Origin of the sequence: Fibrobacter sp. HC4 (assembly GCF_023373925.1) — a bacterium.
In the GTDB taxonomy this organism is placed as follows: domain Bacteria; phylum Fibrobacterota; class Fibrobacteria; order Fibrobacterales; family Fibrobacteraceae; genus Fibrobacter.
This window is the reverse complement of record NZ_JALCZV010000004.1, coordinates 46042-69333: the sequence shown is the minus strand read 5'-3', so window position 1 is coordinate 69333 and position 23292 is coordinate 46042. Positions and strand designations below refer to the sequence as shown.

Genomic DNA, 23292 nt, shown 5'->3' with positions numbered 1-23292 from the left:
ACAAGGTCTTGACCTAGAGTCAACTCTAGATGATATATTATAACAAAAAGAGGTTTCAATGAAAAAGATCATCCTCATCCTTTTAACAATCCTTATGGGGGCTGCCATGGCTGCTGAATCCAAGAAACTGGTCATCTATTATTCCCGTGCCGACGAAAACTATAGCGTGGGCTATATCAAGAAGGGCAATACCGAAATCGTTGCCGAAATCATTGCCGCAAAAACAGGTGCAACGCTTTTGAAGGTGGAACCCGTCAAGGAATATCCGAAAGAATACGACGACTGTATCGCTGTGGCCAAGAAGGAATTGGCAAACGACGCCCGTCCCGAAATTAAACCGGTTAGTGTCAATCCGGAAGAATACGACGAAATCTATGTCGGATATCCCGTGTGGTGGGGCGAAATGCCTATGCCCATGGTAACCTTCTTCGAAAAGTACAATCTGAAGGGTAAAACTATTCATCCTTTTGTCACTCACGAAGGTAGCGGCCTCAGCGGTGTAGCCCGCCTTAAGAAATTGACCGGCGCCAATGTTACTATGGGTCTCGCCATTTATGGTCACGTTGCCCAGAACGAAAAGTCCAAGGCCGAAAAAGACGTGGAAAAGTGGATAAGGTAAAAGGACGTTTTTCCTTGAAAAAAACAGCTGTGTCCGTTTTGTAATGGATATGGCTTTTTTTATTTTATTCTAAATTTACTGTTAAAAATGAATCGAATTCTTTCCATAATTTTGATTTTTCTTTTTACTGTTCTTGCTCACGGGCAGGAACCGGTTTCGGATACAACGGCGGTTCGTCAGTCAACGGACCATAAAAGTAATTCAGCCTCCGTTACTTTGTCGCCTTTCGATCACCTGGGTCAAAACATGCTGTGGAGTGCCTTTGGTTGGCCGCTGGCGTTTCACCTCGCTGGTGGTGGTGCAACCTACCTGCTTTCTACCAATGATGTGGATTTGAAGGTGGCTCGATTTGCGGCTCGTCAGAATGAGCTGGCCTTCGGTATCGCCTTTATGCCGGGAATGATGGCGGGAACGTTTTTCCCGTTTCTTGTTCCTGGCTATATGTACTTCTTTAGCGACAATAAAACCTTGAACAATACCGGTGCGGTGGCGGCCCAGGCTACGGCGGTGGCGTTTTTGTACAACAATATCCTGAAGGCAATTTCGGGGCGTGCCCACCCGGTGGCGGATAGCAATAGCGGAAGCCTTTCCCGGGATTTTAAGTGGGGCTTTTTTAAGCGAGGTGTTTTTTATGGCTGGCCTTCGGGGCACTCCATGACCAACGCAGCCCTTGCCATGAGTATTGCCAGCTATCATCGTGACAATCCCTTCGTGGTTGCGGGCTGTGGCCTCTTTGCGGGCTATGTGGCGACCAGCATGGTCCTTGGTGCCAAGGGGGAGGCGCACTGGTTTTCCGATGCGGTGGCCGGTGTTCTGATGGGGGCCTCTATCGGGTGGTACATCGGAAATGCGTTCTATCGTGAAAAAAACGGCGCACCCGAAAAAGGGATGCGGGTTACCGTTGCGCCCCTATTTTATGATGACCAGAAAGGGCTTGTGGCCTCCTTGTATTTCTAGTCTTTAGACATGGGCGGTTTACTCTCGGTGGTGTGAATTATCTACATTATTTGTGGAAAAACATAAGGTCTTAGATGAATATTCTTCTTACAGGTGGCGCAGGTTATATTGGCAGCCACACCATCATTGAACTTGATAAGGCTGGCCACTCCGTGGTTGTGGTCGATAATCTGGTGAACTCCAGCGAGGAATCCCTTCGCCGGGTGGCTCAGATTATTGGAAAGCCGGTTCCCTTTGTAAAGGCTGACGTCCGTGATGCAGCCTCTATGAACGAAGTTTTTGAAAAGTATTCCTTTGATGCCTGCATTCATTTTGCGGGTCTCAAGGCGGTGGGCGAATCTGTTGCCAAGCCTCTGGAGTATTACGAGAACAACATGAACGCCACCTTCGTTCTGTTGGACGTCATGCGCAAGCATAACTGCAAGAACTTTATTTTCTCTTCTTCTGCAACGGTGTATGGCGATCCGGCCATCATCCCCATTACTGAAGAATGCCCCAAGGGTCAGTGCACCAATCCCTATGGCAAGACCAAGTCCATGCTTGAAGAAGTACTGATGGATTTGCAGAAGGCCGACCCTGAGTGGAACGTAGTGCTCCTCCGTTATTTCAATCCCATTGGCGCTCACCAGAGCGGTCTCATTGGCGAGAACCCCAACGGAATCCCCAACAATTTGATGCCTTATATTACGCAGACCGCCGTGGGCTTACGTCAGGAACTGGGCGTGTTCGGCAACGATTACGATACCCCCGACGGAACTGGTGTCCGCGACTATATTCACGTTTGCGATTTGGCTGCGGGCCATGTGTGCGCCTTGCAGGCCATTGAACGTAAGTGTGGCCTTGCCATCTACAACCTGGGTACAGGTCATGGCTATTCTGTATTGGATGTGGTTCACGCATTCGAAAAAGCAAACGGATTGAAGGTCCCGTATAGTATCAAGCCTCGCCGTGCCGGCGACATCGCTACCTGTTACTGCAACCCTGCAAAGGCCAAGGCTGAACTGGGTTGGGAAGCGAAGTACGGTATCGAGGATATGTGCCGCGATTCTTGGAACTTCCAGAAGAATAATCCCAAGGGATACTAGGTAGTAGGAAGTTTAAAGAGCGATGAGGTCGCTTTGCTCTGAGGGCGGCCTTCGGCCTTAGAGGTATCTTTATTCGGGAATGGAATTATATTATTTTTTTGAGAAAGGTGAGTCTTGAAGCCTGCGAAATCTCGCACCTCAAAGTGAGCGTAGCGAACGACCTCAAGCCTCATACCTAGCTCTTGCATCCAAAGGTTTTAATTATGAAAAATGTCGTTCTTCTCGGTGCTACCGGTTCTATCGGAACTTCTACTGTAGATGTTTGCCTTCAGCATTCCGACCTGTTCAAGGTCTATGCGGTGGCTGCAAATTCCAGCGTTGAAAAAGTTGCTGAAATTGTTCGCAAGTTCAAGGTGGAACGTGTTTGCATGTTCAAGCCCGAAGCCGCCAAGGAACTGAGTGCCATGCTCAACATGCCGGTGCTCTCCGGTATGGAAGGCCTCTGCGAACTGGCCGCCGACCCCAAGGCCGACATCATCATCAACGCCCTTATGGGTGCCGTAGGCTGCTTGCCCACCATTACCGCTATCGAACACGGTAAGCATGTGGCTCTGGCCAACAAGGAAACCATGGTCATGGCCGGCCCCGTCATCTGGGACAAGCTGGCCGAAAATCCCAAGGCTTTCATCACTCCCATCGACTCTGAACACAGCGCTATTTTCCAGTGCCTGGCCGACCGCCCCAACAAGGAAGTGGAATGCCTGGAAATCACCGCTTCCGGAGGCCCTTTCCGTACCTGGGATATCGAACGTTTTGAAAACATCACTGTTGCCGATGCTTTGAATCATCCGGTGTGGAGCATGGGCCGCAAGATCACCATCGACTCCGCTTCCATGATGAACAAGGGTCTGGAAGTTCTGGAAGCCCACTTCCTGTTCCACATTCCTTACGAACAGATCAAGGTTGTGGTTCACCCCCAGTCCATGGTGCACTCTTTGGTGCAGTTCCGCGACGGTTCCCTGATGGCTCAGCTGGGCGCCCCCGACATGCGCATTCCTATTCAGGTGGCCCTCACTTGGCCGGAACGCCTGCCCTTGGAAACCAAGCGCTTGGATCTGCCCACTCTCGGACAGCTCACCTTCTTCGAGCCGGACTTCAACAAGTTCCGCTGCCTGGCCCTCGCCTTCGAAGCTGGCCGCCGCGGCGGTGTCGTTCCCGCCATGATGAACGCCGCCAACGAAGTTCTGGTGGATCGCTTCCTGGATGGCAAGCTGAAGTTCACCGATATTCCCCGTCATGTGGAAACTATCATCAACGGCGCTCCCAACCTTACCGGTCATCTGACTCTGGAACAGGTTCTGGAAGCCGACGCCGAAGCTCGCCGCCTGACTCTTGACTTGATTAAGTAAATTCTGGCAGATTGTTGAAAAAGGGTTCGCTTTGCGGGCCCTTTTTTGATGTGGAACACATTTTGGAAACAGCTGTTACACTTGTAAACAGAATTAATGATGTTTTTTTAGCTTTGTTCTAAAAAATCTCCTATATTGATTTTGAATAAGTGTAAGGAGATGTGTATGTTTTCAAAATTCGGTCTCAAACAGTTTGCGCCGTTGGCCATTTCTGCATTGACTCTGGCTTCTACAGCTTTTGGTGCCAATGCCTACATCAACCAGATTGGTTATCGTTCAAATGATGCCAAGGAATTCACCGTTCAGGATGTTAGCGGCCCTGTCGAAATCGTGGATGCTGCGGGCAGTGTCGTCATGACAGCCACCCCGTCTGCCTCCGCCCTGTGGGTTCCCAGCAGCCAGAATGTGTCTCTGGTGGATTTCTCCGATTTGAAGACTCCTGGTGTTTACTCTATCCGAGTGGGCGGCCAGGTTCTCCGCAATGATCTTAAGATTGTCGACAATACATTTGAAGATGTAACTAAGGCCGCCTTGAAGTGGTTCTACTATCAGCGTGCCTCCATGGCGTTGGAACAGACCTATGCTGGTCAGTGGGCTCGTGCCGCTGGCCATAACGCAGGCACTTACCAGCTTCACAATTCCGCAGGTTCGGGCTCCATTTCTTCCGGTAAGGGCTGGTACGATGCTGGCGACTATGGTCGTTATATCGTGAACTCCGGCATCACTACTTATACACTCCTTTCTCTGTTTGAACATTATCCGGATTACTTCAGGACCCTCAAGTGGAACATTCCTGCCGAAGGTACTCTGCCTGATCTGTTGGCAGAAATCAAGTACAATCTGGATTGGATGCTCACCATGCAGGATACCGATGGTGGCGTATTCCATAAGTTGACCTCCCTTGGTTTCCCTGGCGATGACATGCCCGCTGCAGACAAACTTACTCTTTATGTTATCGGTAAGGGTACTGCAGCCACCTTTGATTTTGCAGGCGTCATGGCAACCGCTTCCCGAGTCTACAAGGCCTACGATGCAACTTTTGCTGCCCAGTGTCTTGAAGCCGCCAAGAAGGCTTACGCATGGGGTGCCCAGAATCCCAATGTAGCCTATTCCAATCCCCAGGGCGTTTCTACTGGGGAATATGGTGACCAGTGGCTCGACGATGAAAAGCTGTTCGCAGGTACCGAACTGTTCATTGCCACAGGGGATGCTTCCTACAAGCAGAATGTTTCTAAAGCCAATGTTCCCAACTGGGGCGATGTCTCTGGTCTTGCCGCCTATGGTGCTGCCACATACGGTACCGATGATGGTAGCAAGAACATTTTGATCAAGACCGCCGATGAATTTGTGAAACGTTCCGAAACAGGCTTTGGTGTTGTTATGGCCAAAGATGATTTTGTCTGGGGATCCAACGCAGTGGCCGCTAATCAGGGTATCTGGCTGTTGCATGCCTATTACCTGACTGGTGAAGATAAGTACTACAAGGCTGCCCGCAAGGTCCTGGATTATCTGTTGGGCAAGAATCCTCTGGACATGTCCTTTATGACAGGTTTTGGAACCAAGTCCCCGAAGAAGCCTCATCATCGTCCCAGTACCGCCGACAAGGTGACTGACCCTGTGCCCGGTATGTTGGTGGGTGGTCCTCAGCCCGGCGGTGAAGACATCGGTTCTGAAAGTTGGGAATGTAAGGACTACCGCACTGGCGTTCCTGCAACTTCCTATATCGACCACAACTGCAGCTACGCTTCTAACGAAGTGGCCATTAACTGGAATGCTCCGCTGGCTTATTTGGCTGGTGCAATCGAAGCCCTTAATGCTGGCCATGCTCCTAGCTTTGCTGTGGGTGGTGTGGCCAAGGGCGAAGCTACATCAATTAAACCCTCTGTGACAAAGCACTCCTCTCCAGAAGGCGCTCTCCGTATGCGATTTGTGGATCAGCAGGTCTTCATTGAACGCAATGGAAAACGTTTTGATTTGAAGGGTATGCAGATAAAGTAGTTCTAACCTTTTGAAAACCGGCCCTTGGCCGGTAAATAAAAAACTGCGGATGGGCGAACCTTGCGGCTCGCCTTTCTGCTATAAAGCCCATAGTGTAACTCGTCGTTGCTCTCGCCTTTTGCTATATTGAAAAACGATGGAAAATGTCCTTGATAATGTTTTGATGTTTGTTTTGGGCCTGATTGGCCTGAGTTTTTTGGTGACTATCCATGAGCTGGGTCATTTCCTGGTGGCAAAGTGGAATAACGTCAAGGTGAACACCTTTAGTGTTGGCTTTGGCAAGAAACTTCTGAAGTACAAGGTTGGCGAAACCGAATACTGTATTTCCGCCATTCCCTTTGGTGGCTATGTGGCCATGGCCGGTGAAAATCCCGACAAGATCCAGGAAGGCGAAGCTCTGGATGAACGTGATTTTATGGCTAAGTCCGTTGGCGCCCGCGCAGCCATCGCCTTTGCCGGACCTTTCATCAACATTGTGTTTGCATTTGTCCTTTTGATGATTCTTTACATGGTGGGCGTTCAGGAACCCGCTAACAAGGAATTGATTATTGGCTTTGTAGGTAAGAATTCTCCCGCCGAAGTTTCAGGCATTATTCCCGGCGACACCATCACCGCCATTAACGGTAAGCCCACTCAGGGCTGGGATGATTTCCGCGAACAGATCGGCGTAAGCCTTGGCGCCAATGTGGAATTGGAAGTCCATCGCGAAGGTTCTGTGCAGACCATTGTTGTGGTGCCCGAAGAACTGGTAATTCCCGCACAGGACTCCACCGATTCCGAAACCAAGATGGGTATCGGCGATATTGGCATTTACCCTCAGAATCGCGTGATTGTCCGTTTGCCGCCGGTGGCAGGTTCCGCTGCAGAAAAGGCTGGAATTCTTCAGAACGATACCGTTCTTGAAATTAACGGCAAGCATATTGGCCGCTACGAAGATGTGGTCCGTCAGATTGATGGTTCCAAGGGCGAAGAAGTCCGCGTAACCGTTACACGCAATGGCGACACTCTTACTCTCCCCATGACTCCGGTCTATAATGAAGAATACAAGCGCTATATGGTGGGTGTGCAGATGGGCTATGTCCTCTTCCGCGAAACAAAGTTTGTTCGTCGCGGTCCCATCGAGGCTCTTGAAAAGACTTGCGCTACCAGCTGGAAAATGACCACCAGCATCTTCCGTTATTTTGGCCGCCTCTTCAAGGGTCAAGTCAAGATGGACGCTTTCTCCGGCCCCGTTTCCATCGTGGCGGTCATGGGTAACGTATGGATGAGCGGCTTCCAGGAATTCCTTATGCTCCTGGCACTCATCAGCATCAACCTTGGCGTGATGAACTTGCTTCCGCTGGCCATTACCGATGGTGGCCTGCTTATGTTCCTGGGCATCGAAAAACTCCGCGGAAAACCCCTTTCTACAAAGACTCAGACTATTATTCAGAACGTAGCTGCCGCATTCTTCATTTCATTCTTTGTGTTCATCACAATCCTTGACTTTGGAAAGCTGAGCCTGTTCTTGAAGTAACGCATGGCGTCATCCTGAGTCCCGTATCAGATTTAGCTGAGTCAATTCACTGCGATGGTGGAAGAAATCAGTTTAGCCATAGGATGGTTTACGTATGAAATTCGTATCTCTCGTTGGATTATGCCTCCTTTTAAGTGAATCAGTTCTTGCTGCATACTCAGGAACCCCGCAGGTTCCTATGAAAATTGACAATTGCTACCAAATTTCTTCTGCAGAAGAATTGTATGGTTTCGCAAAAATCATGAATGAGATGGATGCTGGGGGGCAATCGAAGGAGTCGGTTTGCGCGAAGCTTGTTGCGGATATTGTAGTCAACAACAATGTTTTAGAAGGTGACTCCCTGAATGGGGATGGAAGTGATTTTATTCCCTGGACTCCTATTGCCAATTTTACGGGAGTTTTTGACGGGCAAAATCATACGATATCAGGACTTTACTACAAAAATACGGAAACCTTTGCTTCTGCGGGATTTATCCTGACTGTTACGGGAACGTCCGAAAAAGATTACTCGATTGTGAGGAATGTCGGAATTGTTGATTCTTATTTCTATGGAGATCTGTATGTAGGAGGAATTGTTGCTCTTGCGAGAAATCTCACTTTGGAAAATGTTTTTCACAAGGGTACTGTGGTTGGCTCTACGGGGGTAGGTGGACTTGTTGGACTTTCCAGCATGAATGGAACGTTCCTTAATTCGTACAACGAGGGCGTTGTTAAAGGATATGAACGACCCAATAGTATTTATCCGGCTATGTACATTGGTGGTGTTGCCGGCTATATTCATACGGGTAAGAACCTGGTGAGAAATTGTTACAACATCGCACAAATTGATCAATCGGGAAGTTATGTTGGGGGAATTGTCGGAATTGTTGGTAAAGAAACTGATCTCACGATTGAAAATTCTTTTAATACAGTAAAACTGTATAACGCACTGTTGTCAGGTTTGGTTGGATATGTAGATGCTACCGCAAACTTGACAACGAATAATTCGTTCAATAAAGGGACGAATTCGGGTGAATTTGAGAGAACGGATGCGTCCTTCTCTAATGGCGAATTAGCAGTTATGCTTCACTATGGCTTTAAAGGTGAGGTTTGGGGTCAAAACGTTGGTACAGATCCGTATCCGATTCTGAGTGGGTTTGTAAAAGGGTATTCGGGAGAAGTAACTCTTTATGATGTCAAACTGCATACCTTTGATGGCGACACTGCTGAATATGTCCAACAGTATTTGGAAGGTGTTGGCACTACATTACAGGTCCCTTTACGGCAGAATTATCTTTTTGGAGGATGGTATTCCGATAGTGACTTTTCGGGGAATGCTGTAACGAAAATTTTGGCGAGTGATACTGGCTCAAAAGAGTTCTTTGCGAAGTGGTTAAAGACACTTGAAAAGAAAGACGGTTGTTATGAAATTTCGTCAGGTGAAGATCTTTATGTTTTTGCTGCAATTGTCAATGGAAATGATGGATTTACTCAGGAACGAACTGCTTGTGGCAGGCTGACTGCAAATATTGTTGTCAATAAAAATGTTCTTGATGAAAAAGGAAATTTGAATAGTGCAGGTTCATCAACTTTTAAAACCTGGACTCCGATAGGCCCGTTTAGCGGTACATTCGATGGCCAAGGACATTATATATCTGGACTTTATTACAATGATTCCAAGAAGGATCAGATTGGTCTTTTTGGTTATGTATCTGGCTCAAGCGAAAATCCTGGCATTATAGAAAATGTTGGCCTTGTAGATTCCTATATCAATTCGCACGATGATGCGGGGACTTTGATAGGCAAGGCGACAGGCTATGTTTATGTCAAAAATTCTTACAGTACAAGTACAATAAAAGGAGGGACGTTTACGGGAGGCCTTGTTGGCTACGAAAATGGACATGCCCTTACTATTAGCAATTCGTACTTCGCAGGAAACGTTGCTGGCTATCAATGTGTAGGAGGTATGCTAGGTGGTTCGTATGGAAACGAACAGGTCAAGTTCATAAATTCCTTCAATACGAAACAAGGCTTTGTTGGGTACGTTAAGAATAAAAAGGATAGTAGTGTTATTGTTGTTCACTCTTATGCTCCTAGTTCGTCTGGCTATGGAGAAACCTCGGTCAAGTTAGAACAGTTCAAGGATGGCTCTGTGGCTTCGGCCTTGCATAACTATTCAAGTACGGATGTCGATGGATCCGTATGGGGACAAAATGTAGGCGTAGATTTATATCCTGTTTTAAACGTTAATTTCGATGCTGAATTATTTAAAGTTTCAAAAGCAGCGTTTCACTATAATGACGATAGTATTACAGACGAAGTCATGAATTACGTTGAAGGTGTTCCAGAATATATCAAGAACCCATCCGTACAAAATAAGATATTCGTTGGATGGTATAATAATAAATCATTTGATGGTTCTGTAGTCCATCCTATAAATGCTGAAACTAAGGGTGATATGGAATTTTATGCAAAGTGGATTTCAATCAGGGCGCCGGAAACAGAGGATGAATGTTATGTCATAAAAACAGTCGATGACCTGTACAGTTTTGCTGCTATTGTTAATGGCGCAAATGGAATGAGTAAACAGGAAAGAGCCTGCGCCAAACAAGTAGCTGATATCACTGTTAATAAGGACTTTCTTAAACCAGATGGAACGTTGAAGTTTAGTGATGATGATTTGGTTGTATGGACTCCAATTCAAAACTTTAGAGGAACCTTTGACGGTCAGGGACATACAATAAACGGACTCTTTTATGCGTCAAGTTATGTTGTAGGGGTAGGACTGTTTGCAAATTTGAAAGGAGATGTCGAGGGTGATGGAGCTGTTGTCAAGAACGTTGGCATTGCACAATCATATCTAAAAAGCTCTGGTCAGGCTGGTGCGATTGCAGGAACTGTTGAAGGAAACGTTTTGCTGGAAGGTGTATTCAACAGCTCTATTATTTCAGCTGGGCTGGCCGGTGGCTTAGTCGGTCTTGTAAAACAGAATGGTCACTTGCTTGTGCGGAATGTCTTTAATATCGGTTCCGTAAGAAGTGGGGATGATGTAAGTGTTGGAGGCTTGGTTGGAAAAATTAATTCGGGGAGCTTCGTTCGTATTGTCAATTCTTTTAACGGGATGGTTTTAAGTAATGGTAATTCTAACCTAATAAATTGCAATAGCGATTCCTTGTGCAAAGTTGAACATTCTTATTATTTGTCTCTTGATAGTGTAGAATCAGTTGGCTCAGCTGCGACTCAGCTAGAGTTCGCTGATGGTTCAATTGCGAAAGCCTTGCGTGAATATGACAGTGATGAAATTGATGGATCGATGTGGGGACAAAACATTGGCGTAGATTCCTATCCGAATTTGACCGGTGAAATAAATATTTCTGGAGCTCCAGTTATTCCCTCATATCCAGGTGATGCTCCTGAATCCAGCTCAAGCGAAAATCCTGAATCGAGTCCGAGTGACGAAGTTGATCCCGATTCCAGTTCAGCTACAGATGGGCTTGATTTCCAATTGAAAAAGATTCCCGTTGTGTCTATATACACTTTTAAAAATGAAATCTTTGTGGACGAATTTGATGGTTTTGTTACTGTATTTGATGTGAATGGAAAATTGCTTTCGAAGTCTTATTCAAATGGAACTGCTCGGATAAAAGTGAATCGCCCTGGAACGTATATCGTTATGGCTGGGAAACGTATGTGGAAAGTCCTATTGAAAAGATAAGTGCTAGCATTTTTTTGTTGTAAAAAAGGCTTCTGTCAACTAGACAGAAGCCTTTCCCTTTAAACCCGTACAAATTATTTCTTGAGCGCTTCGATCTGCTCCCTGGAAAGACTTGTGTAGGCGATAATCTTTTCCATGGGCTCATTTTCGGCAAGCATCCTGCGGGCGGTTTCTTCGGCCTGGCGCTTTTCTCCGTCTTCAAAAATGGCGTCGCCGACAGTCTTGTAGTTTGGACGAACGAAATCCATTCTGAATGCCTCCTTGAAATTCTCTATAAGCCAATGACCCTAAATTAATCGCAAGCCGAGAGTCGCAGCCAAGATTGCTTGGATATGACCGAGGCGCAGATTAATGCGCAATTTAATTGCGCAAATATACATCCATCTGGTGCAATAAGTCAAGGGCCACGTTTTCGTGTCAACAGTTGTTTATAGAACAACCTTGACCTCGGTCATGCCCCATGGCAAGTAAACTTGCCATGGTCACGACACTCGTGTCAACAGTTGTTTCTAGAACAACCTAAGCCTCGGCCATGTCGATTCAAGTAAACTTGATCGCCAAGGCTCTCGTGCAAACAGTTGTTTGCAAAATGCGTCAGTGGAAACCTGGTCCCTTGTTTTTCTCGTAGCCTCTTTCTAAATTCCATCACGTAACATAGTTTGTTAGATCGCTTTACTGCCTAGGGCTTGCGCCCGGACGCAGCGGCGGTCTTTTTTTATGGAGTGAAAATGAATCGTAAGGAATTTATCGCCATGGCGAAGGATATCAAAAAGAATCCCGACCGTCTGGCCCATTATCGCAAGATCTTCAAGAATGTCTATCCGTTCAGTGATGGAATGATCAAGATTTTATTGGCGAACGAAGCCAAACCGCTGCGAACCGTAATGTTCCTCAACGCAATGCTTGGCTTGGAGGGTGACAAGGCCATTTCGAAGTTTTCCCTAGGCGTGCAAGAAAACCCTGGCGTACTGAACGAGAAGACTGCAATCTTTGACATCTATGGTACTACCCAGGCGGGGGAACCTGTACTCATTGAAGTTCAGCAAAACTATAACCAGTTGTTTGTTGATCGTCTCATCTACTACACATCCCGTGTAATCAGTAGAACCGTGAAGAAATCCAAGTCCTACGACCTGCCGCACATCTACATTCTGAGTATCCTAACCGAGGATCAGTTCGTCCTGGACCGAGACCATTACTACCACACTTTGGAATTGGTTCGCAATAAAAAGTTTTACTATGACAAATTGGATATCAATCTGGTAGAATTGGAAAAGTTCTTTGCCATCGAAGACCGCACTCCGCTGGAACTGCGTGAACAGAGCCGCCGAGCTGACATGCTTCGTCTCTTCCGCGAAATTTTGGAGGATAAGGAAATCACGGAGGAAAAAGCTGAAGGTCTCCTTGACAGGGAGTTTGCAAATGATGTATCTTTTTCCTCGTACACTAATGATGTTTTTCTTCTGGAGGCCGACGGCATGACTGATCTCGCATACGAAAAAGAAGGCTCGTACCTGCAGGGTAAAGCTGATGGCGAAGATATTGGCCGCAAGGAAGAACGCCAAAAGGCTTTGTTTGAGAAGTTGCAGGCTGCTCGCGAGATGCTTCGTGACAATATTCCTTTGGAAAAGGTCATTAAGTACCAGAATCTCACCGAGGAACAGGTAAAAGCATTGTAGCCTTTGCGAGTCCCCTTCCACATTTCCTGACAGCTTTTTTCTACTTTTGTTTCCGTAAATTATTCCACGGACTAGTGACGTTTTCGGGAACATCTCTCGTCTTTCGTCTCTCGTCTCACGCCTTAAGAGGTCATTATGAACATTCTCGTAGTCGGTAGCGGCGGTCGTGAACACGCCATCGCCCTCGCTGTTAAGAAGTCACCCATGTGCGACACTCTCATCTGCGCACCGGGCAACCCTGGCATGGCAAATCTCGGCAAGTGCATCCCCGTAGATGTGGCCGACCCCAAGGCTATTGCAGACCTGGCTGTGGCAAACAATATTGATCTCGCCATCATCGGACCGGAAATTCCTCTGGTCGCCGGTGTGGTTGACGAATTCCGCGCTCGCGGTCTCCGTGCATTCGGCCCCACCGCCGGTGCTGCTGCTCTGGAAGGCTCCAAGGCTTTCTCCAAGGACATCATGAAGAAGTACAATGTTCCCACCGCAGCATTCGAAACTTTCACTGACCTGGCTTCCGCAAAGAAGTTCCTGGCAGAACATCCCGCTCCCATCGTGGTGAAGGCTTCCGGCCTTGCTGCTGGTAAGGGCGCCATCGTCTGCATGACCGACAAGGAAGCTGACGACGCTGTTGAAGAAATGCTTGGCGAAAAGGCCGTGTTCGGCGAATCCGGCAAGACTGTCGTGATCGAAGAATTCATGGACGGCGAAGAAGCCTCCATCTTCGTGGTTTCCGACGGCAAGGATTACACCATCCTCTCTTCCGCTCAGGACCATAAGCGCGTCTTCGACGACGACAAGGGCCCGAACACTGGTGGAATGGGTGCTTACTCTCCGGCTCCGGTTGTTACCGACGCCCTGCTGGACGAAGTGAAGAAGACTATTATCGAACCCACCCTCAAGGGTATGGCAGCCGAAGGCAAGCCTTACACTGGTGTGCTCTATGTGGGTATCATGGTGACTTCCAAGGGCCCCAAGGTTGTGGAATACAACTGCCGTCTGGGTGACCCGGAATGCCAGATTGTTCTGCCGCTTTACGATGGCGACGTGCTGGCTCTCTTTGACGCTGCCGAAAAGGGCGAACTGGCCAAGCTTGGCGCTCCCAAGGCTCCCAAGGGTTCCGCTGCAATCGTGGTTCTCGCAAGTGCCGGCTATCCTGGTTCCTACGAAAAGGGCAAGGTGGTTACCGGCATCGAAGAAGCCGAAAAGAACGGCGCGCAGGTTCTCCACGCCGGTACCAAGATGGCCGACGGCAAGCTGGTCACCAACGGTGGTCGCGTGTTCGGCGTCGTAGGTCACGGTGCAACTCTTCGCGAAGCTCTGGACGTTGCATACGCCGCTTGCGAAAAGGTTGAATTCGAAGGTAAGTTCTATCGTAAGGACATTGGTAAGAAGGGTTTGGCAAGATGCTAGTAGAAAACGCTAAGGTTGGTATCGTCGCTGGTAGCAAGAGCGACCAGGAAGTTGTAGACAAGATCACCGCTGTGCTGGACAGCTTCGGCATCAAGTGGGAATTCAACATTTACTCTGCACACCGCACTCCCAACGCTACTGCAAAGTACGCCAAGGAAGCTGAAGGCCGTGGCCTCCAGGTCATCATCGGTGTTGCCGGTCTCGCCGCAGCTCTTCCGGGCGTGTTGGCCGCTCACACCATCCTTCCGGTGATCGGTCTGCCCTGCGCTGGCGGTCCCCTGAACGGTGTGGACGCTCTCCATTCCATCGTCCAGATGCCCGGTGGCATTCCTGTTGCAACTGTTGGTATCGGTAACGGCAAGAACGCCGGCTACCTGGCCGCCCACATCGTCGCTCTCACTGACCCTGCCGTCAAGGCAAAGCTTGTGGAATACCGCAAGGGTCTGGGCGACATCGAAGGCTAGTAGGTAGTAGGAAGTAGACGGTAGGAAGTGGTTAGGATCGTGGAAAAAATCAAGTGCAAATTTGGCTTTGTGTCTAAGTTGTTTTTTGCATTTGCGTTTCTAGGCCTGCTTTCTACTTCATCCTTTGCCGGTGAGCCGAACCTTCCCGAGGTCAAGGCTCCCTGGATGAAGGGTGAACGTCTGACTTTTAGTCTGGGCTGGGGTATCATTACTGCAGGCAAGGCCGTGCTGGAGGTCAAACCTTCCAAGGACGGCAAGACTGAATTCTACACCTTGGCTCATGACGAGGGGTCCCTCAAGAAAATCTATCCGGTGTCTGACACCATCTACACCCGCGTTCGTAACAAGGGTCTCATGACGGAAGTTTTCCGCAAGACCTTGAACGAGGGTAGCTACCATAACAAGTCCGTAATCCGGTTCGACCGCAAGGGCGAAAAGGCATGGCTTTCCGACACGGTCTTTACCGACGGAAAGGTTCGCAAGGTCAAGCGCTCCGCCGATACCGTCGTGGCCATCCAGGGTATCGAGCACAGCATCATGTCTGCCTTTTACCTGGTCCGAACTCTGCCGTTGACGGTAGGGGATACTTCTCGCTTTTCGGCAGTGAGCGGCAAGAAACGCTACGAACTGAAGGTCCTTGTCCATGGACGCGAATCCCTAAAGACCAAAATTGGCACGGTAAACACTATAAAAGTGGAACCCGTGCTGGATGGAGACGGCATTTTTGTGTCGAAGGGCCGCATTTTTATATGGCTGACCGATGATGAACGTCGTATTCCGGTCCTTATGGAGTGCGAAATTGCCCTCGGTTCCATAAAAGCCAAGTTGTTAAAAGTGGAATAGCGGGACCTTGGGTCGCACAAACCCGCTGTTTTTATAAAAATCGGCATTTTTAATCAACTTTTACATAAAGGCTTTTGCATTTGGCGGATTTAATAAGTTATATTCCAAAGGCGATTATATAATCAGAGGCTTTTGATGTTAAAAAAACTTTTGTTGACTACCTGTTTGACTCTCGGTTTGTCCGCTTTTGCGTCTGTATCTTGGGCTCAGGATGATGATGACGACGATTACGTCTCCGCTCCGTCTGTTGCTTCTGACGATGACGAAGACGATGATGGCTTTGTCTCTGCTCCGCCGAAGGCATCTAAGGGCAAGGCTGCCCGTGCTGCTGCCATGGACGACGATGACGAAGAAGGGGAAGATGAAGAATTTGCCAGCGGCGATCTGACTGTCGCTCAGCGCAAGGAACAGCTGGAACGCAAGAAGTTCGAAGAAGAACAGCGTCAGGATGAATACGCAAACTCCGAACGTCGTCGTGACTGGCTCCGTAACCGTCTCATTCTGCAGATGGGTATGGGTTCTCGCTATGCCTTCATGGGTGAAACCGGTATGGGTATGAGCTTCGGTATTGGTGCGGAATACGTCCTGCCGTTCCATCTGGCCGTATTCGGTTCTTTCGGTTTCCTGCCTAAGGGTACCGACACCGACTTCGAAGAATTTGAATTGGAAGGTGGCTCTGGTTGGAAGGCCGGTATTAACTACTACCTCTTCCCGAAGAATCCTCTCCATCTGGGTATTTCTGCTTCTTATGGTACTGTTTACTTCGACCATGACATCAAACCGGATAATAACGTTCGTGCCTTGATTTCTGTGGAAGGTTACCAGTTTGACGTTCTTATTGCCTATATGACCAATGAATGGTACTACCTGCAGTTCTCTATCGGTATGTACTATGCTCCCAAGCTGGCAAAGAAGCCTGCCCAGTGGGATGAATCCACCGACAACCCCAGCTGGGGCAAGCGTGAAGTGCTTGGCATGTGGCAGAATGGTCAGTGGGATTCCAAGGTGGTTAACCAGGACGGTATGAACAAGACTGGTATTGTCTTCGGTATCGCCATCGGTTATGCCCTGCCGGAACTCTTCCCGGATGACACCGAAAAGCGTCGTCGTGAACGTGAAAAGGCTCGTGCCCGTTCTAGCGCTGCTGGTCGATAACAGCTAACTTTTGGAACAAGTTTTAAAGAATGCCGCCCCAATCAAGATGGGCGGTTTTCTTTTTTACTATATTGCGAATTGCCTTGAAGAACGTTCAACGGTTCTAGAGGCTTTCGCTTTCGTAGCTCAGTTGGATTAGAGTGTCTCCCTCCGAAGGAGAAGGTCACGCGTTCGAGTCGCGTCGAGAGCATAAAACGCAAAAGACCCCCAGCGGGGGCCTTTTTTTATGTTCTTTTTATTGTTTGCGCTTGGGGTCGGCGGACCACCCCAAAATAATCTAGTCTAGCAACTTTACGATCAGTTCGTGGGGTTCCGCATCGACAACCAATGCCTGGCGGAACGTTCCAACTTCACCGTCGCCTTCCAGGACCTTCACGATGTCGTCGGTGTCCAGGGAGTTGCCTTCGGTGCGGCCGTAGAAGTGGTATTCGCTTTCTTCGGCTTCTTCGTCCAGGATGACGGTCACGGTCTTGCCGATCATTTCCTCGGCTCTCTGTGCGGCCAGTTCTTCCTGGAAGTCCGTAATGGCGTCCAGGCGGGCGCGGGCGTCGCTTTCGTCCACGGGGGCGAGCTTCTTCATGGTCATGACCGGAGTGCCTTCTTCGGGGCTGAACACGAATCCGCCCAAGTGCTCGAACTTGATTTCCTGGAGCAGGTCCATCAGGTCTTCGAAGTCTTCGTGGGTTTCGCCGGGGAAGCCTACCAGCACGGTGGTACGGAGGGTGACGTCGGGGAGCTTGGTGCGGATCTTGCGGAGGATGTCACGGAGTTCCTGACGGGTGTACTTGCGCAGCATGTTCTTCAGAACGGGGTCGCTGCTATGCTGGATAGGCATGTCGATGTACTTGACCAGGCGGGGTTCCTTGGCCATCAGGTCCAGCAGTTCATCGTCGATGAAGGCGGGGTACCAGTACAGCATACGGATCCAGGGAATGCTGGTTTCTGCAAGGAGGGCCTTCAGCAGGTTGGTCAGGTTCTCGCTTTCGTTCTTCTTTTCGCGACCGAAGAAGGTGGTGTCCTGGGCGATGAGGGTGATTTCCTTGATGCCCTGGGCTTCCAGTTCCTTGGCTTCCTTCACCAGGTCGGCGATGGAGGTGGATTTTTGCAGGCCGCGGATATTGGGAATGGCGCAGTAGGCGCAGCGGCGGTTGCAGCCTTCCGCAATCTTCAGGTAGGCGTGGTGGGGGAGTCCGCCCAGGTTCAGGCGGGGCAACTTTTCGGGGTTGCAGCCTGCGGGCTGGTCGATGCCCATCTTTGCCAGAAGTTCGCCGGGCTGATAGGTGCCTGCCCAGAAATCGACTTCGGGGATTTCCTTTTCCAGCTCTTCGCCGTAGCGCTTGCTGAGACATCCCGTCACGATCAGCTTTTGCTTCGCTTTCTTGCCCTTTACCTGGGCGAGGATGGCGTTGATGGATTCTTCCTTGGCGGCTTCGATAAATCCGCAGGTGTTTACCAGGATGTAATCGGCCTTGGAGGCTGTTTCCGTGGTTTCAAAACCGACGTTCAGCATTTCTCCAACGAGGCGTTCTGCGTCCACCTGGTTTTTGGAACAACCGAGATGAACGACGAAAATCTTAGGCTTTCTTGTAGGCATGGACCAAATATAGATTTTGGGGGTGGCGGATATTAAATAGGAATTGAAAAACGTATATTTGAAAACGCTCATATTTAATTTGGAGGACATATGAATTTAAAGGCTCAAGCTCTTGCCTTGTTGGCATGTTCCGCTTTTTTCCTGACCGCTTGCGGAGACAGTGGTTCTAGCGCAGGCAATGGAACATATTGCAGGGTGTCTTCGACATCCACAACCGTTAAGGTTGATGCGGCCTATATGGGTGAGTCCTATACATCTGTTGCCACGCAGGTAAGTGACGATGTGGTTACATACCACTCTGTTTATGGATACGCCACACAGGCTGAGGCGGACAAAGCATGCGCCAATTTTAAGGAAGAAGCATCCTACTGGTTGGATGGAAGCTACAAGGTGGCTTGCTCTGGCACGCAGGTGACCGTGGATGAACACAGCGAATACATGGGCTTAGCTTCGGAAGGATTGGTGGAAGCTGAAGCTGATTTCAACGAAATGTGCGGTATGTTGCAAAATATGGCTGACTAAGGCTGTTGCTTGTCTACATAAAAGAAAGGTCCCGTTCAGAAGAACGGGGCCTTTCTTGTAAAGCTGACTTTTTTGAATTATTCCCAGTCGTCGAAACCGTCTGCGGCCGGTGCTTCGGGAGCGGGAGCAGGCTCGGGTGCCGGAGCCGGAGTAGGAGCAGGAGCCGGTGCAGGGGCAGGTGCGGGAGCCGGAGCAGGCTCGGGAGCGGGAGCGGGCGCCGGAGCCGGTGCGGGAGCCGGTGCGGGCTTGGGTGCCGGAGCCGGAGTTTCTTCCTCTTCTTCTTCGTCTTCTTCCATGTCACTGGAGTAATCGCCTGCGGGATTGCCGACTTCGTCGTTCTTACGTTTGTCGACCCACCATGCAAAATTCAATGCCTTCAGGACTTGCTTACCGTATTCCTGGGCGTCGTTGCTGGTTTCAAAGAAACCGACGCGGATGCGGTAGTATGTGCCTTCCAGCTCGCCCGGATTTTCGACTTCGGCGATGTAGGCCTTGATATTCTGTTCTGCCAGTTTCTTTACGATACCGTCAGCGGCCTTCTTGGAAGACTGGATGCTGACCTGAATTACGAAATCGCCCTTGCTGCCGGGCTGGTTGCTGCCTTCGGGGGCGGCAACTGCTGCGGGAGCATCATCCTTGTTGTCGTTGGAAAGGGACTGGATGGGAACCAGGACCGGTTCGTCTGCGCTCTTAGCTTCTTCGACGGGGGCGGGCTTGGGAGCCGGGGCAGGAGCTGCTGCTTTGGGAGCGGGTGCTGCCTGGGCGGCGGGCTTGGCGGGTTCCATCTGGGGAACGAGGTCTTCCTCTTCGTTGCAGGCAACGAACATCGAACATGCCGCGGCAAGAGAAATTATCGTTGCGATTTTCGCAGAAAAAACGGAAAGGGATTTCATCAAAATCTCCGAATTTTATTGAATGTATCAAAAAAATAAGCTATATGATTTTCGGTTAAAATATACATAAGTCTTTGATATTCCGCAAGTTATAAAAAAATAAAAAGGGTCTTTTTTTTATTACCCTTGACGGAACTATTGGGAATAAATATATTTGGCTATCCAATTTTGAATTTTAAACTTAACCAAAGGATTATCGTGATCGGCGTTATTGTTAAGTCCAACGAACCTTTCGAACGCGCTCTCAAGCGTTTCACCAAGTCTTGCGAAAAGAACGGCATCATTTCCGATGTCAAGAAGCGTCAGCGCTTCGAAAAGCCTTCTGAAGAAAAGAAGCGCATCGAAACTGCTGCTCGTCGCAAGCGCCTGAAGGAAATCGCTGACCAGAACCGCAAGCGTCTCTACTAGTCTGGTCGCCCTGTCTAGGGTACAATCCAGATAGTGTCACGCCGGAGAATGTCTAGCTTACGCGTAGCCGGGCATTCCTAAAAAGCGAAACTTTCTACTTTGTGAGTCGCTAACCTGTGGTTGGTGGCTCATTAGGTGTTTATAGTCAAAGGGAAAAATATGGCAAGTGAATTGTTGACTCGCATTCTTGATGATATCAAGGCCTCTATGAAGGCTCATGATTCCGAAACTCTCAGTGTTCTTCGCACTCTTCATTCTGATATCAAGAATGAAGCCATGAAGGCCGGCGCTACTCCCGCCCAGATTACCGAAAGCATTACCGACGAAATGTGCGTCGATGCCCTGGCAAAGAGCGTGAAGCAGAAGCAGGAAGCCATTGAAATCCTCAAGAAGGGTGGCTTTGAAGACAAGATTCCCGCTGAAGAAGCTGTCATCGCCATCTACAAGAAGTATATGCCTGCCGAACTTTCCGAAGAAGAAGTGAAGGCTCTCATCGCCGAAATCAAGGCTGCAACTGGAGCTTCCTCTCCCAAGGATATGGGCAAGATCATGAAGGAACTTCAGCCCAAGGTGAAGGGCCGTTTCGATGGCAAGCGCGTTAGCGCCCTCGTCCAGGAAGCCCTGAAGTAAGTAGACAGTGGTTAGTAGGAAGTAGACAGTGATGTCATCCTGAGCGAAGCGAAGGATCCAGCGAAAACTACTAGATGGAAAAACTACAACAAAGTAAGATTCAAGAACTGGAGCTGCTCTACAAGATCAGCTCCATTTTGAACCAGAGTCTGGACTTCGAGAATGTGGCGCATCCCATTCTTGAAGTGTTGGAGTCTACCATGGGTGTGCAGCATGCCACCCTTACTTTGTATAATCGCCATACCGGCGAAATCTCCATTGAAATTGCAGAAGGCCTTTCCAGCCGCCAGGCCCGTAAGGGTCGCTATAAGGTGGGTGAAGGCGTCACTGGCCGCGTGGTGGAAACTGGTAAGCCGGTCATCATTCCCTCTGTGGGTAAGGATCCCAACTTCCTTGACCGTACTGGTCGTGGTAAGGATGAAAACCGTGCTTTCCTTTGCGTTCCCGTGATCATGGAACATGAGGTCATTGGTGCCTTGAGTGCCGACGTCCAGGATCCTGTGGAAGAACAGCTTCCCGAAAAACTTCGCCTTCTGGAAATTATCGCCCAGATGTTGGCCGCGGCTGTTAAATTGCGTCGTCAGGCCCGCGAAGAAAACGAAATCCTGAAGGCGGAAAACGAACGTTTGACTATGGAGCTTAAGGACCGTTTCCAGCCTGACAATATTATCGGCCGCTCCAGTGAAATGCAGCGTGTCTACGCCCAGATCGACCAGGTTTCCAAGAACCCTCTTCCCGTGTTGATCGTGGGGGAGGTGGGTACCGGCAAGGGCCTCGTTGCTGAAGCCATCCATTACCGCTCCGACCGCAATACGCACCCCTACATTCGCGTCCACTGCGCCTCTATGCCAGAATCTGTGCTGGACCGCGAACTCTTCGGAAGCGAGCGTGGCGCCTTGGTTGGCGTGCTTACGGAAACTCCGGGCCGCGTGGAGCAGGCCGATGGTGGAACTCTCTTTCTGGATGAAGTGGCGGAACTTTCTCCCAATCTACAGGTGAAACTCTTGCGCCTTCTGCAGGATGGTGAAATGGAGCGTGTGGGAGCCCGTTTTTCCAAGAAGGTGGATGTCCGCATTATTGCTGCTACCACCAAGAATCTCCAGCAGATGGTGGCCGACGGCACTTTCCGTTCAGACCTTTATTACCAGCTTCACATTTCTCCCATTTACGTTCCCGCCCTGCATAACCGCAAGACGGATATTGTTCTTCTGGCAGACCACTTTGTGGAACATTACTGCCGTATTGTAGGTAAGAACGTGCGCCGTCTGGCCCGCACCACCATCAACATGCTCATGAGCTACCCCTGGCCCGGCAACGTCCGCGAGCTGGAAAATGCCATCGAGCGCGCGGTCCTCGTGACCGACGAAGACGTCATCTACCCGCACCATTTCCCCACAACGCTGCAGACGGCAGAAACTTCCGGCACCCAGGTGTCCGGCAACCTGAAGCTGATGGTGGAAGCCTACGAACGCGACATCATCTGCGACGCCCTCAAAAGTTCCAAAGGCAAGATGGCCGCAGCCGCCCGCAGCCTCTCCACCACGCCCCGCATTCTTACGTACAAAATAAAACAGCTAGGCATCGACCTAGCTGCATTTACCCGATAAAAAGACCTCCTTTGGGGAGGTCCTTGTAATTTTTTATCGTAGAAACATTAGTTCCAAGTTGCGGTAAGCCTTGCGGATATACCGATGGAAGATTCAGTTGCGTCGCCAAGATTGGTTTCTCTGCCGTACAGAATAGCGGCCGTTGCGCCGATACCCCAGTTTTCGCTGATCCACCATTCCTTGCCGCCGGCCAGCTGGAGGGCGAAGCCACTGCGGGAGTAATCGTCTGGATTCCCCTGGACATTGGCCTGGAATGTGGGAATGTCATCACATACGCGGAACTGTCCGACGCCGATAGACGCAGATGCTAAGTAGTTGCCCGGGAAATAGTATGTAGCACCGATGCCGAGGATGGAAAGGTTTGTCTTAAAATCCTTGAATTCGTCATCCTCGTTAAAATCTTCAAGATCGTAAATCGTGGATGTGGGGGTGTTGCCAGCAAGGGTCAAGTGAAGGGCGAGGTTGTTTGTTAAGGAAAAACCGATTTTTATATCAATGTCTGTTGCTAGCCCCGATTGACTGGTTGTTTCGTCATCATAATCACCAAGGACAAAATCAATGCTCTGGAAACCCATACCCATGGCCAGGCTCAAAAAGAATCCGTCATGGGTGTGGGGTGCAGAAGCCGCAAAAGTGGACGCAGCTGCAAGAGCGAGTATAGACAAACTCTTTTTCAAGGTAATCCTCCTAAAATTGAACAACGTAAAAGATAAAAAAGAGTAATAGTAGATTGTTATTTTTTTTGTAAACTTTTGTTAATCTTTGGTAAGGCGCCTTCCGTGGACCTTTCTCCTGTCTACTACCTACTTCCTACTTCCTACTAATTTCTATCTTTCCTCGTAGAAAATGAAAATTCACTCTTTTTC

Annotated in this window: 20 protein-coding genes and 1 tRNA gene; 17 read left to right on the top strand and 4 right to left on the bottom strand. The window is 49.3% G+C overall.

The window, feature by feature from the left end; genetic code table 11:
• The first annotated feature begins 58 nt into the window (after positions 1-58).
• From MMG03_RS03790 to MMG03_RS03760, 7 genes are all read left to right on the top strand, one after another.
• Positions 59-619 (top strand): flavodoxin, encoded by a 561-nt coding sequence (locus tag MMG03_RS03790; RefSeq protein WP_249505647.1) that lies wholly within the window; start codon positions 59-61, stop codon positions 617-619.
• A gap of 87 nt (positions 620-706) precedes the next feature.
• Positions 707-1576 (top strand): phosphatase PAP2 family protein, encoded by an 870-nt coding sequence (locus tag MMG03_RS03785; protein WP_249505646.1) that lies wholly within the window; start codon positions 707-709, stop codon positions 1574-1576.
• Positions 1577-1650: 74 nt separating this feature from the next.
• The gene (gene galE, locus MMG03_RS03780) at positions 1651-2661 is read left to right on the top strand and encodes a UDP-glucose 4-epimerase GalE (RefSeq protein ID WP_249505645.1); all 1011 of its coding nucleotides are present in this window, start codon (positions 1651-1653) and stop codon (positions 2659-2661) included.
• Positions 2662-2864: 203 nt separating this feature from the next.
• Complete coding sequence (locus MMG03_RS03775) at positions 2865-4010, top strand: 1-deoxy-D-xylulose-5-phosphate reductoisomerase (RefSeq protein ID WP_073161099.1); 1146 nt, start codon at positions 2865-2867, stop codon at positions 4008-4010.
• Positions 4011-4175: 165 nt separating this feature from the next.
• Positions 4176-6008 (top strand): glycoside hydrolase family 9 protein, encoded by a 1833-nt coding sequence (locus MMG03_RS03770; protein WP_249505644.1) that lies wholly within the window; start codon positions 4176-4178, stop codon positions 6006-6008.
• Positions 6009-6144: 136 nt separating this feature from the next.
• Positions 6145-7524 (top strand): RIP metalloprotease RseP, encoded by a 1380-nt coding sequence (rseP, locus tag MMG03_RS03765; RefSeq protein ID WP_073234330.1) that lies wholly within the window; start codon positions 6145-6147, stop codon positions 7522-7524.
• A gap of 94 nt (positions 7525-7618) precedes the next feature.
• Positions 7619-11218, top strand: a complete 3600-nt coding sequence (locus MMG03_RS03760) for an InlB B-repeat-containing protein (protein ID WP_249505643.1) — start codon at positions 7619-7621, stop codon at positions 11216-11218.
• 74 nt (positions 11219-11292) lie between these two features.
• On the opposite strand, the gene MMG03_RS03755 is transcribed toward MMG03_RS03760, so the two are convergent.
• On the bottom strand, positions 11293-11466 hold the full coding sequence (locus MMG03_RS03755; RefSeq protein WP_249505642.1) for a hypothetical protein: 174 nt from the start codon (positions 11464-11466) through the stop codon (positions 11293-11295).
• A 480-nt stretch (positions 11467-11946) separates the two neighbouring features.
• Between MMG03_RS03755 and MMG03_RS03750 the strand changes: the two genes are divergently transcribed.
• The 6 genes from MMG03_RS03750 (at position 11947) to MMG03_RS03725 (ending at position 16962) form a co-directional block, all read left to right on the top strand.
• Positions 11947-12897, top strand: a complete 951-nt coding sequence (locus tag MMG03_RS03750; protein ID WP_249505641.1) for an Rpn family recombination-promoting nuclease/putative transposase — start codon at positions 11947-11949, stop codon at positions 12895-12897.
• A gap of 135 nt (positions 12898-13032) precedes the next feature.
• The gene (purD, locus tag MMG03_RS03745) at positions 13033-14310 is read left to right on the top strand and encodes a phosphoribosylamine--glycine ligase (protein ID WP_249505640.1); all 1278 of its coding nucleotides are present in this window, start codon (positions 13033-13035) and stop codon (positions 14308-14310) included.
• On the top strand, positions 14304-14774 hold the full coding sequence (gene purE / locus MMG03_RS03740) for a 5-(carboxyamino)imidazole ribonucleotide mutase (protein ID WP_073158501.1): 471 nt from the start codon (positions 14304-14306) through the stop codon (positions 14772-14774). The genes purD and purE overlap by 7 nt, the downstream gene beginning before the upstream one ends.
• Before the next feature lie 69 nt (positions 14775-14843).
• Positions 14844-15617 carry a DUF3108 domain-containing protein gene (locus tag MMG03_RS03735; RefSeq protein WP_249505639.1) on the top strand — a complete coding sequence of 258 codons (774 nt, stop codon included), beginning with the start codon at positions 14844-14846 and terminating at the stop codon, positions 15615-15617.
• A 165-nt stretch (positions 15618-15782) separates the two neighbouring features.
• Positions 15783-16772 (top strand): hypothetical protein, encoded by a 990-nt coding sequence (locus MMG03_RS03730; RefSeq protein ID WP_249505638.1) that lies wholly within the window; start codon positions 15783-15785, stop codon positions 16770-16772.
• Positions 16773-16887: 115 nt separating this feature from the next.
• Positions 16888-16962 (top strand) — tRNA-Arg (locus MMG03_RS03725).
• Between the two features lie 87 nt (positions 16963-17049).
• On the opposite strand, the gene rimO is transcribed toward MMG03_RS03725, so the two are convergent.
• On the bottom strand, positions 17050-18366 hold the full coding sequence (rimO, locus tag MMG03_RS03720) for a 30S ribosomal protein S12 methylthiotransferase RimO (protein ID WP_249505637.1): 1317 nt from the start codon (positions 18364-18366) through the stop codon (positions 17050-17052).
• A gap of 90 nt (positions 18367-18456) precedes the next feature.
• Here rimO and MMG03_RS03715 point away from each other — a divergent pair, with 90 nt between their 5' ends.
• Positions 18457-18888, top strand: a complete 432-nt coding sequence (locus MMG03_RS03715) for a hypothetical protein (protein ID WP_101479867.1) — start codon at positions 18457-18459, stop codon at positions 18886-18888.
• Between the two features lie 77 nt (positions 18889-18965).
• On the opposite strand, the gene MMG03_RS03710 is transcribed toward MMG03_RS03715, so the two are convergent.
• Complete coding sequence (locus MMG03_RS03710; RefSeq protein WP_249505636.1) at positions 18966-19781, bottom strand: SPOR domain-containing protein; 816 nt, start codon at positions 19779-19781, stop codon at positions 18966-18968.
• A 198-nt stretch (positions 19782-19979) separates the two neighbouring features.
• Between MMG03_RS03710 and rpsU the strand changes: the two genes are divergently transcribed.
• The 3 genes from rpsU (at position 19980) to MMG03_RS03695 (ending at position 22426) form a co-directional block, all read left to right on the top strand.
• On the top strand, positions 19980-20189 hold the full coding sequence (gene rpsU, locus MMG03_RS03705; RefSeq protein WP_014546541.1) for a 30S ribosomal protein S21: 210 nt from the start codon (positions 19980-19982) through the stop codon (positions 20187-20189).
• Positions 20190-20348: 159 nt separating this feature from the next.
• Positions 20349-20819 (top strand): GatB/YqeY domain-containing protein, encoded by a 471-nt coding sequence (locus MMG03_RS03700; protein WP_073285030.1) that lies wholly within the window; start codon positions 20349-20351, stop codon positions 20817-20819.
• A gap of 74 nt (positions 20820-20893) precedes the next feature.
• On the top strand, positions 20894-22426 hold the full coding sequence (locus MMG03_RS03695; RefSeq protein ID WP_073158517.1) for a sigma-54-dependent Fis family transcriptional regulator: 1533 nt from the start codon (positions 20894-20896) through the stop codon (positions 22424-22426).
• Positions 22427-22473: 47 nt separating this feature from the next.
• Here the strand turns inward: MMG03_RS03695 and MMG03_RS03690 are convergent, their stop codons facing one another.
• Complete coding sequence (locus MMG03_RS03690; RefSeq protein ID WP_176421922.1) at positions 22474-23103, bottom strand: outer membrane beta-barrel protein; 630 nt, start codon at positions 23101-23103, stop codon at positions 22474-22476.
• Between the last annotated feature and the right edge of the window lie 189 nt (positions 23104-23292).